This window comes from Streptococcus pseudopneumoniae, from assembly GCF_001068775.1.
Classification (GTDB): domain Bacteria; phylum Bacillota; class Bacilli; order Lactobacillales; family Streptococcaceae; genus Streptococcus; species Streptococcus pseudopneumoniae_N.
Window position 1 is genome coordinate 15259 of the sequence record NZ_JWAJ01000070.1, and the last position, 11914, is coordinate 27172.

16 protein-coding genes and 1 pseudogene are annotated in these 11914 nt (G+C 38.0%); 9 read left to right on the forward strand and 8 right to left on the reverse strand.

Annotation, left to right across the window (positions count from 1 at the left end; translation table 11 throughout):
• Positions 1 to 171 precede the first annotated feature (171 nt).
• Complete coding sequence (locus ADF68_RS02495; RefSeq protein ID WP_001048970.1) at positions 172 to 417, reverse strand: YneF family protein; 246 nt, start codon at positions 415 to 417, stop codon at positions 172 to 174.
• Positions 418 to 642: 225 nt separating this feature from the next.
• Here ADF68_RS02495 and ADF68_RS10350 point away from each other — a divergent pair.
• Positions 643 to 852 (forward strand): annotated as a pseudogene (locus tag ADF68_RS10350) (ABC transporter ATP-binding protein); the annotation flags it as partial.
• A 374-nt stretch (positions 853 to 1226) separates the two neighbouring features.
• Here the strand turns inward: ADF68_RS10350 and ADF68_RS02505 are convergent.
• The 4 genes from ADF68_RS02505 to ADF68_RS02520 form a co-directional block, all read right to left on the reverse strand.
• On the reverse strand, positions 1227 to 2687 hold the full coding sequence (locus ADF68_RS02505; protein WP_049548509.1) for an ABC transporter ATP-binding protein: 1461 nt from the start codon (positions 2685 to 2687) through the stop codon (positions 1227 to 1229).
• Positions 2684 to 3955 (reverse strand): radical SAM/SPASM domain-containing protein, encoded by a 1272-nt coding sequence (locus ADF68_RS02510; RefSeq protein ID WP_239665526.1) that lies wholly within the window; start codon positions 3953 to 3955, stop codon positions 2684 to 2686. Before ADF68_RS02510 ends, ADF68_RS02505 begins: the two co-directional genes overlap by 4 nt.
• Before the next feature lie 397 nt (positions 3956 to 4352).
• On the reverse strand, positions 4353 to 5048 hold the full coding sequence (locus tag ADF68_RS02515; protein WP_049548510.1) for an LrgB family protein: 696 nt from the start codon (positions 5046 to 5048) through the stop codon (positions 4353 to 4355).
• Positions 5045 to 5419, reverse strand: coding sequence for a CidA/LrgA family protein (locus ADF68_RS02520; RefSeq protein ID WP_000781321.1), 375 nt, complete (start codon positions 5417 to 5419; stop codon positions 5045 to 5047). Before ADF68_RS02520 ends, ADF68_RS02515 begins: the two co-directional genes overlap by 4 nt.
• Before the next feature lie 181 nt (positions 5420 to 5600).
• Between ADF68_RS02520 and ADF68_RS02525 the strand changes: the two genes are divergently transcribed.
• The 7 genes from ADF68_RS02525 to queF all read left to right on the forward strand — a co-directional run bounded on the left by ADF68_RS02525 (position 5601) and on the right by queF (position 9145).
• Positions 5601 to 5981, forward strand: a complete 381-nt coding sequence (locus ADF68_RS02525; protein ID WP_049548511.1) for a MarR family winged helix-turn-helix transcriptional regulator — start codon at positions 5601 to 5603, stop codon at positions 5979 to 5981.
• A gap of 96 nt (positions 5982 to 6077) precedes the next feature.
• A complete protein-coding gene (locus tag ADF68_RS02530) occupies positions 6078 to 6299 on the forward strand; it encodes a DUF4649 family protein (RefSeq protein WP_004250771.1) in 222 nt (73 codons plus the stop codon).
• Between the two features lie 14 nt (positions 6300 to 6313).
• A complete protein-coding gene (gene trxA / locus ADF68_RS02535; protein ID WP_001029584.1) occupies positions 6314 to 6628 on the forward strand; it encodes a thioredoxin in 315 nt (104 codons plus the stop codon).
• A 202-nt stretch (positions 6629 to 6830) separates the two neighbouring features.
• Positions 6831 to 7484, forward strand: a complete 654-nt coding sequence (gene queC / locus ADF68_RS02540; RefSeq protein ID WP_049548512.1) for a 7-cyano-7-deazaguanine synthase QueC — start codon at positions 6831 to 6833, stop codon at positions 7482 to 7484.
• The gene (gene queD / locus ADF68_RS02545; RefSeq protein WP_049548513.1) at positions 7484 to 7927 is read left to right on the forward strand and encodes a 6-carboxytetrahydropterin synthase QueD; all 444 of its coding nucleotides are present in this window, start codon (positions 7484 to 7486) and stop codon (positions 7925 to 7927) included. The genes queC and queD overlap by 1 nt, the downstream gene beginning before the upstream one ends.
• Positions 7920 to 8636 carry a 7-carboxy-7-deazaguanine synthase QueE gene (gene queE / locus ADF68_RS02550; protein ID WP_049548514.1) on the forward strand — a complete coding sequence of 239 codons (717 nt, stop codon included), beginning with the start codon at positions 7920 to 7922 and terminating at the stop codon, positions 8634 to 8636. The genes queD and queE overlap by 8 nt, the downstream gene beginning before the upstream one ends.
• A 17-nt stretch (positions 8637 to 8653) precedes the next feature.
• Positions 8654 to 9145, forward strand: coding sequence for a preQ(1) synthase (gene queF / locus ADF68_RS02555; protein ID WP_000082589.1), 492 nt, complete (start codon positions 8654 to 8656; stop codon positions 9143 to 9145).
• A gap of 209 nt (positions 9146 to 9354) precedes the next feature.
• Here the strand turns inward: queF and ADF68_RS02560 are convergent, their stop codons facing one another.
• The 3 genes from ADF68_RS02560 to ADF68_RS02570 form a co-directional block, all read right to left on the reverse strand.
• Positions 9355 to 10023: an MIP/aquaporin family protein gene (locus ADF68_RS02560; protein WP_049548515.1), complete on the reverse strand. Its 669-nt coding sequence runs from the start codon at positions 10021 to 10023 to the stop codon at positions 9355 to 9357.
• Positions 10024 to 10132: 109 nt separating this feature from the next.
• The gene (locus tag ADF68_RS02565) at positions 10133 to 10924 is read right to left on the reverse strand and encodes a DUF2785 domain-containing protein (RefSeq protein ID WP_049548516.1); all 792 of its coding nucleotides are present in this window, start codon (positions 10922 to 10924) and stop codon (positions 10133 to 10135) included.
• 11 nt (positions 10925 to 10935) lie between these two features.
• A complete protein-coding gene (locus ADF68_RS02570) occupies positions 10936 to 11268 on the reverse strand; it encodes a winged helix-turn-helix transcriptional regulator (protein ID WP_049548517.1) in 333 nt (110 codons plus the stop codon).
• Positions 11269 to 11417: 149 nt separating this feature from the next.
• Between ADF68_RS02570 and ADF68_RS02575 the strand changes: the two genes are divergently transcribed.
• Entirely contained in the window at positions 11418 to 11807 is a 390-nt protein-coding gene (locus tag ADF68_RS02575; RefSeq protein ID WP_049548518.1) for a nuclear transport factor 2 family protein, read from the forward strand.
• The last annotated feature ends 107 nt before the right edge of the window (positions 11808 to 11914 follow it).

Below are 11914 nucleotides of genomic sequence, written 5' to 3' on the forward strand. Positions count from 1 at the left end.
GTTCATTATCATTACATTTCTTCCTGAAATTGCTGACAGACTGGGTAGTTCCCCACTGTCTCCCTCTTAATCATAATCAAATATCAATAGAATGCAAGGAAAAAGTCTTGTCTCTAAATATCAGTCAAACATAGTGAGAAGTCTGGAACTTTCATCCCAGACTTTTCCTATTTATTTCTTTTTATTGTTAGCAAGGGCTGCTTTTTGTTGGCGAATGATTTGGTGGTAAACTTGTTGTACTTTGGCTTCACTTGGCTTTTGACCGTTTGCACTCAAGAGAGTACGAACTGCTTCTGCGTTCAAACGTGGGTTATCCGCAAATTCTTTTTCGATTTGCTTGCGCACCAAGTACATACCTCCAAGAGCTCCTCCTAGAAAAGCTAAAAGAATCAATACAATTGCTAAAATAAGGTTCATAACATTTCTCCTGTTTCTTTTTGAATCTTCTATATTATACCATAAAGTCCTACGCCTGACTAGTTTGAGTTACGCTTTCAAAAAAATGAATGCTAGCTAAAAAAGAGCCCTTTTATTCCTTAGAAGAAGGCTCTTTCTGAACTTAATCTACATAAATCGCTAGCGTTTGGTATGGTTTAAGAATTACTTTTTTAGCAAGTTCCACATTCTCATAGTTTGATAAGAGCTCGCACCCTCTATCATGATAGCCAACTCATCTTAGCCGATGAGATTAAGGCCAATCTTGACTTGGAAAATAGCAGAAAGATCAGTGACTTGCTCTTCTCCCTACCTCAAACAGTCATAGAAGTCATTCACCACTACACAGAAGAGGACTTAAAACACTACGACCAAGTCATTCACCTAATACTCAATGAAAATCAAAGAGCAAACTAGGAAGCTATCCACAACCTCAAAACAGTGTTTTGAGGTTGTGGATAGAACTGACGAAGTCAGTAACCATACCTACGGTAAGGCGACGCTGACGTGGTTTGAAGAGATTTTCGAAGAGTATTAGGAAAAAATAAGTAAATCTTCCCACAATAAAACGCATAATGTCAACTTTTTGCACACCGATATTATGCGTTTTTCTGATTTTAAAAACTTTTTACCCAGTCTCTTCTTGCTAATCTATAGTGGATTGAAAATAAGATATGAACAAAGAGATTAGGAAAGTCAAATTAATTTCTAGAAATGTTTTAGAATCCATAGCATACTATTCTAGGGTCAATGCACTATATTTCTTAAACTCAATAAAGTTCTAATTTTCCTTACTCACTATCACATGATTGAAGAGTAATAACTTCTGTTGGAAAATCAACTAAATCATCATCATGACTAATCAAAATCACTAACTTTTCTTTTGATAACAAGTCGGACAGGATTTGCACTACTTTTTTCTTGTTTTGTGAATCTAAAAAATTACTTGGCTCATCAAAAATATAAACATCTTTCTCCACCGCTACTGCTTCTTGCAACTGCAACAATTTTAGTTGTCCCATAGATGCACCTTGACTCAATTCATTTTTATAAAATCGACTCGCAACAGGTTCTGCAGGGCAGTACGAAAAATTCGAATTCTTTCTATAATTAGGTAAGTAAATCTCACCATGATAATTCATGCTGTAGCCTACTATCGCTAAAATCAATCGCGTCTTACCCACACCATTTTCTCCAACAATACGATAAATATGCCCTTTTTCTAAACGAGTTGTTAATGGCTTATGCAGTTCTTCACCATCTCTCCCCAGGCTAACATACTTTTCTAAGACTATCTCTAAAATTGGAGTAGACTCATACGAAATCTGAACAGGTTCTAAAAAATTGATAAAATTTTCGATAATTTGCTTACTTCCTGAATACTCCTTATAAACATCAAGGAAGTATTCAATAGGTGTCCAAAATTGTGAAATATATAGTTGGATAGCCATTAGATCACCAATCGTAATCCAACCTTTATAAGTTTGATAACCTGATATAATCGTCGTCATCATAATCATAAAATTCAAAAATGCATAGGAAAGAAAATTTTCAAATAAAGAAGTCATTCTCACTTCCTTATTTTTACATGAAATATATTTTTTCACCAAGGGAGAGAAATCAATCAAGCTAGAATGAGCTGAAAATCGCATACTAGGCATGAGTTTATAGCTATCCACTAGATAATCGCGTATATCCTTCATACAATTCACTGTATCAGATCCAAGCCTAGATAGTCGTACACTATATTTCTGTGAAATAAATATAAATACAGGTATCAAAATACCTATCATCACAGCAATAGTAGGAGAAATACTCCATAAAATCCCTATAATAACAAGCGCTCGTATCAAGTACAGGAGAAGAGCAACAGGATATTCGTTAAAAAATCGTTTTAACAGCTCATAAGTCTGCCCTAATTCTTGTGTAATGGTAGCTTCAGACAATTCTGTCTCTACCATATCATAGAGCTGGATATTTTCAGCAGTTTTTTGGCAAATATTCTGCCAAACATGCGATTCTGATTCTCCTTGAATCACATCACAAAAATAATATAAAACTTGAATAAACAGAGAAATTCCTACATAAAGCACCCCATAAACAATCATAGCATGAACTTTATGAGATAGAATATGGTCAACAAATAACTTACTAATATAAGGAATAGCTACAGTTAGTATAGTAACAAGGGCATTCAAAATAAAGCTTTTTAGAAATAGCACTTTATTGTTATAGGATAACAATCTTTTCATCTGCATGCCTCCATAGTAACATTTTTATCCACATATATTTTATGAACAGATATATGTTGAATAGCCCCTTCAACATCCTCCTTTGTCAATAATCCTAATTCATCTAAAAATACAATCTTGTGAAACCACTCTAAATAGTCAAACTGACAATCACGTTCCATCTTCCCATTATTTACAAATGTATTAAATGGGCAACCTCCATAACAAAATTCATAATAAGCACAATCTTTATATGGGCACATGCTTCCCAGACCTGTTAATTCGTTAGTAGCCTGACCAATACTTCCCAACTGATAGTTTTCATTCCCTACTAATGAATAGCATTTATATAAGGTACCGTTGGCATGAATTGTAAGAGAATCTTGATTTTTGAACATACAGTACCCTCCTATTTTTAAATCATGATAATACGGTATATTTTCCTTTGATAAAAACAGCAATAAATCTAGACAAATCTTCTTTTTAGTTTCACTATCAATATATAGAATTGAATCGTTAGGTACAGCTACAAAATCAAAATAAAGATTAAAATTTTCAAATTCTGTATACTTTTTTAAATCTAAAAGTAATTTCGGGATAGATATATAATTTCTTTTAGATATGTTAACTCTAGCCTGAATGGATAAATTTTTATACTTTTCCAACATAACTGACAAGTTATTTATGATTCTATGATAAGTTCCTTTCCCTAATCGATTGCATCTTTCTAGGTTATGATAGTGCTCATCACCATCAAAAGAAACTTGAATAGCGAAATTATGACAGTCAAGAAAAGACATTATTTTATTTGTGAATATCGTTCCATTTGTAATCAAAGTATACGAAATAGGAATAGGGAGTTTCTCATCTAAAGTTTCACATAAATTTCTTATAAACTGAAAGTTATATAATGGTTCACCACCAGTAAAACAGATATCCAGAGATTTATACTTCTTAAAATTGAGTTCATCTAATATAAAATTCACAATCTTTTTACCGTCATACTCACTACTTAAGGACGGTTTCCTATCCTTATCATTCTCAAAACAATAAGAGCAAGTCAAGTTACACGACATAGTTGTAACTATATATAGTGATAATTCATCTCCCTCTACTATTCGTTTAGAGTGAATAAAGGGCACTTGTTTATCAATCTCACTTATCAAATAAGGAAATTCTTTTAAAGATAACTTCTTGAATAGTTCCTCATCAATTTCACAAATAGATCCTGTATATAAATTTTTTAAATAAACTACATCATTTGTAGAAAAAGAATAAATTGTTTCCATAACTTATCTCCCACTTTAAAAAGGCTGAGGGTTACCCCTCAGCCTCATCATTATAATAGTAAAGTGATAAAATATCGCTTTTACATAAGCAACTCAAGGCAATCTAACGATAACGCCCTGGGCATTTATCTGGATGCTGCCGCACTGAGGCTAGGTGACCTTTTTTTACAACTTTGATAACATCAGTCAAATTAAGCATCGCTTTCCCCTCCTTTTTTAATTTTAAAAAATTTATTATACGTATAATTCTTTTATAGAAAAGAAGAATCTCATATACTGTTAAGCAAAAATTATTTTGTATCCGTTTTCTTTGGTTTCATTGTATATCTTCTCATGTAGATTGTCAAGTATTTTTTTGAAAAATTTTTAAAATTTCGAAATTTTGCCGTTAATTTTTTTAACTCAAGATCAAATTAGCTACAATAGGACTGACAAATACATAGAGAACACCTGTAACACCGATAGCTAATCCTCCCATAGCACCTGCAACTGGTCCATAGCGAAAGGCCGTTCCAGTTCCAACGGCGTGACCTGTTCCACCCAGGGCTAGTCCAGCAGCTACTGGATCGTCTATTTTTAGCCATTTTAGAAGTGTTGGTCCGATTACACTGGTTAAAATACCAGTTGCTACGACAACTACTAGGGTCACAGTTGTCAAGCCCTGCAACTTTTCTGTAATCCCTACTGCCATGGCTGTTGTTACTGACTTAGGAAAGAGGGAAATAGCTAGGAAAAAGTCCATACCAAAGATTTTGGCCACAAGGGCTGTGAAGGAGGTATTGACCACTACCGCCAGCAGACTACCAAAGAGAATACTGCGAGCATGATGCTTCATCAAGTGGAAACTCTTATAGAGGGGAATTCCTAGAGCCACTGTTGAAGGAACAATCAAGTTATTAAGATAAACCCCACCTTGGTAGTAATCTTGGTAGGAAATACCAGTCACCTTTAGAAAGATGATAATAAAAATAGCTGACAGCAACAAGGGAGTCGTTAAGGGATGAGGATAGCGTCTGAAAATCATCATTCCCCCAAGATAGGCTAAGATTGACAAAGCAATTCCAAATAGGGGATTGGATACAAATTCGCTCATTTGGCACCTCTTTCTTCGTAGTCACCTTCATAGCGTTTTTTGATAAATTGAACCACAAGCGCAATCAAGATGATATTAATCACTGCTGCAAAAAAGACAATCAAAACAATCGGCAGAAGATAGGGAGCAATCACATCAAACTTTTCCATAATTCCAACCGCAGGAGGTAGAAAGAGGATGGTCATGTTGGCCAGCAAAAAGTTCCCCACCATATTGACATGGCGGATGCGCAACCACTTGAACTGCAAGGCTAGAAACAGAATAATCAAGCCGATGATACTGCCTGGTATTGGCAAATGAAAAAAACTGGAGATTCCTTCACCGATTAGAGAAATCACAAAGAGAATCATTAACTGAACATATAACTTCATTGTAAACTCCACAAATAGACTTTCTGCATACCAGTTTACTCTTTTTTCAGAAAATTTCAAGGAAATATATAAGAAACATCCTTCTTGCTATCCAAGCCAAAAAGGTGTATACTAATTGCGTGCGCAAGCATCATAGATGCACTAGTATGATTACACTATTATAGAGGGAAAGGAGATGGACATGACTTACTTAGAAAAATGGTTTAACTTCAACCGTAGGCAAGTAGAGCTAGAAGCTATTTTAGAAGAGACCATCGCTGAGCAGAGTGAACAAACCTTGACACTCAAGGAATTTTACCTCTTGCACTTTCTAAATCAGGCTGAAGGCAAATCCCTACGACAAATCGACTTGCCAGACAAACTCCACCTAAGCCCTAGTGCTGTTTCACGGATGGTGGCTCGCTTAGAAGCAAAAAACTGCGGTTTACTTAGTCGGAGATGCTGCGACCAGGACAAGCGAGCTAGTTTTATCTGCCTGACAAGCGAAGGACAGACTACCTTGGCTTATTTACAAACAGCTGTCGAAGAGAGCTTAGAGACAAAAGCTAATTGGTTAGCCTAACATATTTTTTAAAAAACTTGCGTGCGCAATCATTTTTCTTGACATTCCTTTTTTCAAGGAGTAAAATGAAAACATGATTTAGCAAAGGAGAATCCTATGATTGAAATCACCTATCTTGATGCCAGCAAGCAAGAGAGAACCATGACCTTTGAGTCATACGAAGAATTTGAACGTTCTCAACATGCCTGCCTAATTGGTGTCGCAGACTATTACCCTGTCCAAAAAGTAACCTACAAGGGGCATGATTTGGACTACCATGGGACTTACGGAGATGTTTTCTTCTATCTCATGAAACAAGATTTAAGCCAATATAACTAAAAAGGAGAAATACTATGGCAAAAGCAATTACAGACGCAACATTCGAACAAGAAACTAAAGACGGATTGGTCTTGGTAGACTTCTGGGCAACTTGGTGCGGTCCATGTCGTATGCAAGGTCCAATCTTGGACAAATTGTCTGAAGAACTTTCAGAAGATGTCTTGAAGATCGTTAAAATGGACGTTGATGAAAACCCAAACACAGCTCGTTCATTCGGTATCATGTCTATACCTACTCTTCTTTTCAAAAAAGATGGACAAGTGGTTAAACAAGTTGCTGGTGTTCATACAGCAGAACAAATCAAGGCAATCGTTGCTGAATTAAGCTAATCAAAGGAGAGACTAAGTGCATTCATTTGGTCTCTTTTTTCTTGCCCTTTGCCATTTTTCAAAAAATATGCTAGACTGTAACTAGAATATCACGATGTTTGGGACATGCCATCGCTAAAAAAAACCTCTACTTGGTATTTTTTAGCTCCCTATAGGGAGCTTTTTGCGTGCTCTGAACATTTCCCATTTTGGAAGGAGTACTATGAAACGTCAATCAGCCTTGGTCGTCTTTAGTGGCGGTCAAGATTCAACAACCTGCCTTTTCTGGGCTAAAGAACATTATGAAAGGGTCGAAGCCGTTACCTTTGCCTATGGCCAACGCCACCATCTCGAAATTCAAGTTGCCAGAGAAATCGCTGAGGAACAAGGAATTCGTCATCATATCCTAGATATGTCTCTGCTAGGACAAATCACTGAAAATGCCTTGACTTCAGATCTAGAAATTGAGCAAAAAGAAGGAGAGGTGCCTAATACCTTCGTTGACGGTCGCAATCACCTCTTTCTGTCCTTTGCTGCAGTCCTTGCCAAGCAGCGTGGAATTACGGATATTGTGACAGGAGTATGTGAAACAGACTTCTCAGGTTATCCTGACTGTCGTGATGTCTTTGTCAAATCGCTCAATGTGACCCTCAACCTTGCTATGGATTACGACTTTGTGATCCAAACGCCTCTCATGTGGCTAGACAAGGCTGAAACTTGGGAATTAGCCGACCAACTCGGTGCCTTTGACTATGTTCGTGAAAAGACCTTGACCTGCTACAATGGGATTACTGGTACTGGTTGTGGAGATTGTCCTGCCTGCCATCTACGCCAACATGGTTTAGAGGTTTATCTCTCTCAGAAAGGAGAGGCCTGATGTTTTTTGCCCCCAAAGAAATCAAACGAGAAACTGGGGAGTCCCTTGTCTACAATCCTCACAGAACCTTAGTCTCAAAAGAATTTACCTTTGATGCTGCCCACCACCTCTTTCACTATGAGGGGAAATGCAAATCCCTGCACGGCCATACCTATCATCTGCAGATCGCTGTCAGTGGATTTTTAGATAAACGTGGCATGACCTACGATTTTGGGGATATCAAACAAATCTACAAGGACTACTTAGAACCCCGCTTGGATCATCGCTATCTCAATGAAACCCTGCCCTACATGAATACGACTGCTGAAAATATGGTTTACTGGATTTTCCAAACCATGAGCCAAGAGTTGCCAGACGAGCGCGGTCTCCGTTTGGAATATGTTCGTCTCTATGAGACTCCGACTGCCTTTGCGGAGTTTAGACGGGAGTGGTTAGATGACTAGGGAACGTGTCTTCAAACTACCAGTTCTGGAAATTTTTGGCCCAACCTTTCAAGGTGAAGGTCGTGCTATTGGCCAGAAAACCATGTTTGTCCGCACTGCTGGTTGCGACTACCACTGCGATTGGTGCGATTCTGCCTTTACTTGGGATGGTTCTGAGAAGCCTACTCGCATGACAGCTGATGAAGTGATCGCTGAGTTAGACAAACTAGGAAGCTACGACTATGTAACCTTGTCTGGGGGAAATCCTGCTATCCTAGCAGCCAACATGGCCGAACTCGTCACCAAGCTCAAGGAACGTGGTGTTACTCTGGCTGTTGAAACCCAAGGCTCCCGCTGGCAACATTGGTTAAAAGACATCGACCAGGTGACTCTGAGTCCCAAGCCTCCTTCATCCAAGATGGAAGTCAACTTTGAGACCTTGGACTTTATCGTTTCTCAACTAGATCCAGACAAGGTCACCTTTAAAATCCCTGTCTTTGATGATGCAGACCTAGCCTTTGCCAAAGGCATTCAAGAACGCTACCAACCAGATGTTCTCTTCTTATCAGCTGGAAATCCTGAGCCCAAGGCTACAGGCAATATTGTCCAAGACCAACTAGACCGCCTCAAAGAACTCTGGGAGCGTGTCGCTGCTGATGATAGCTGGGGCAATGTTCGCGTCCTTCCACAACTCCATACCCTCCTCTACGACAACCAACGTGGTGTTTAAATTAGAAAGAAAAAATTATGTCACAACAAGAAGAAATGAAAAATCTAAGCCTACTAGGCAACAAAGAAACCAACTACATTTTCGAATATCAACCAGAAGTCCTGGAATCCTTTGACAATCGTCATGTGGAAAATGACTATTTCATCAAATTTAACTGTCCTGAATTTACCTCACTTTGCCCAATCACTGCTCAGCCAGACTTTGCAACTATCTATATTTCCTACATTCCTGACAAGCTCTGTGTCGAGTCAAAATCCCTCAAACTCTACCTCTTTAGCTACCGAAACCATGGGGATTTTCATGAAAACTGTATCAACACTATCGGGAAAGACTTGGTCAACTTGCTAGACCCTCGCTATTTAGAAGTCTGGGGAAAATTTACACCTCGCGGTGGCATTTCAATCGACCCTTACTACAACTACGGTAGACCTGGAACCAAGTATGAAGGCTTGGCAGAACAACGCCTCTTCCAACACGACCTTTATCCAGAGAAAATTGACAACCGATAATACTCTTCGAAAATCTCTTCAAACTTCGTCAACGTCGCCTTGCCGTAGGTATGGTTACTGACTTCGTCAGTTCTATCCACAACCTCAAAGTAATATATTGAGCAACCTGCGGATAGTTTATTAGTTTGCTCTTTGATTTTCATTGAGTATAAACAGATAAGAAAAAGCCCTGTTCCTCAAAACGAGGAGCAAGGCTTTTTGAGTTTCAATTATTCTTCTGTTTCAAGGAAATTTTTTGCAACCAGTGCTGCAAGAATACCACCAACGATTGGTGCAAAGATAAAAATCCATACTTGTTGAAGAGCTGCGCCACCTACAAAGACAGCTGGTGCCAAGCTACGAGCTGGGTTTACTGAAAGGCCAGTAATGTTCAAGCCAACAAGGATCATGACCATCAAGGACAAACCAATTACCAAACCAGCAATCGCTCCATTTCCCTTACTTTCTGAAGTCACGGTCATGATAACCAAGACAAACAAGAAAGTTGCGATAACTTCAAACAAGAAACCACCAAAGACAGTGACACCGTTTGCCAAGGCGTTTTCACCAAGGCTAGCAGTTGACATTCCTGAGTTAGACAAAAGGAAGAATACAGCAGCTGACGCAAGGAAAGCTCCAACTACTTGTCCAAGGATGTAGTTTACAAGTTCTGAAGATGACAAACGTTTGTTTACAAACATAGCAATCGAAACCGCTGGGTTCAAGTGAGCACCTGAAACAGTTCCGATTGAGTAAGCAGCCACCACGATGGCCAAACCGAAGGCAAAGGCGATTCCAAGGTGACCAAGGCCATCAAGACCATTTCCAAAAACAACAGCTCCTGTTCCGATGAACACAAGCATAAAAGTACCGATTAATTCAGCAACAAATTTTTTCATGTTAAATCTCCTTTTTTCAAACTATGTATTAGTCTATCAGAAGAAGGAAAGGGTTTTAAGAAATGTGCTTGGAAATATTGTGTAAGTTTTCACATTTAATAATCAAAATCTAATATTGGAAAGATTGAATAGCTTCTTTCAAGTCATCTTGTAAACTATTTCTCTGGTCAAGTTGAACATAGACTTCTAAGAGACAGGATCTGAAATTGGAAAATTTATAAAAATCTTCCCTCTCTTCTATCGGGAAATCAAGTGACTTTATCCAAGAAGCCAGTGTCGCTTGCTCCACCTTTCCTTGCAAAATAGGTTCGTAAAGCACTCTGGCTAAGTGCCATTCCTCATCATCTATAAATCGAATCGAAATTCTTTTAAATAGTTGGCCAAGTATGTCAAATACTTCATGAACTCTGTTTTTAGGAAAGTCTGGATGACAAACAACTTCAGTCAAAAGATCAGCTCCATGAGCAAAAGCATGCACCCAACCATATTGACTTGAAAAACCTGTCGTATCCTCTTCTTTTTCAAGGTAGTGCAAACCTTGATCGAGCATCGTATTTCTGATATCAGTTTTAAGCACTTGATAAAAAAGAGACTGTTCATTGCCATCGGCAGATAAGAGATTGGCATAAATAAGGGCCCTAAAAGAACGTTCAAGCGTTGAAGCTCCTGCCTTATCAATCTCTTTATCTAGGCCACCATCAGAAACAATCATAGCAGCAATCAACTGAAATTGCTCCTTGGTAAATAACTCTTCTTGAATCCCCCTAGCCAGACTAGTAAAAACCAATTCATCGCGAATCTCTGGACTAGTATCCCCTAAGTGCTCAAGCAACCACAGGATTTCTTCTTGACGATAGCTCGGTTTTTCTTCTGCTATTTTTCTAAGTAACTTTTGATACATGGTCAATACCTCTACATTTCTAGCAACTTGATATAATCTAGACCCCATTTCTCGACAGCATCTAAAACAACTTTGAATTCCTGCCCCATTTCGGTTAAGCTGTACTCAACTCGTGGGGGAACTTCCGCATAGACCTTTCGTTGAACAATCTTATCCTTTTCTAATTGACGGAGATGACGTGTCAAAATAGTTTGAGTAATCCCAGGCAATAATCTCTGCAATTCTTTAAATCGTTTAGTACCCGTACTCAACTGATAAATGATTACCAGTGCCCATTTCCCTGTTAAAACCCTCTGCGTTGTCGCAAATGGACAAATACCATACTCACTCACTTTATTTGTCATAAAATATCTTCTTTCTATTTTTTTAAAAAATTTATCTTTTAGTATCAATAAAAGTACTACTTTTCATACTAGCTATCAAAAAAGTGTCTACTTGTTTTTTTGTTTGTAACTGTTACAATTATATCATAAAAAAGAAATGGAGAATATATATGTCAACAAACTTAGAAATTTTCAATACTTATAACCAAGCTTTAATTGCTGGGGACTTTCCTGGTGTCTTTGAAACGATGGCAGACGATATTGTCTGGAATCAACCTGGTACTCATAGTATATCTGGTACAGTTGTTGGTAAGGACCAACTAGGACCTCACCTAGCTACATTTGCTGAGAAAACTAATGGAACCTTTAAGGTGATAACAAATTGGGTTTCTGATAATAAGGATTTTGTCGCAGCTAATGTTACTTTTCTTGGAACACGGGCTGATGGTACTGAACTCAATATGAACGGAATTGACCTCTTCCGTATTGAAGACGGAAAAATCAAAGAAGTTTGGCTCTTCTCTTCAGATCAAGCTAAAGAAGATAGCTTTTGGGGATAATTAAAGAGGTCGGGACAAAAAATTTTGATTTTAGGAATTCTTTATTATAGTTGGTTGAATCTAGAATAGTACACTACGGATTCTAAAAGAACTTCTAGAAATTAAGT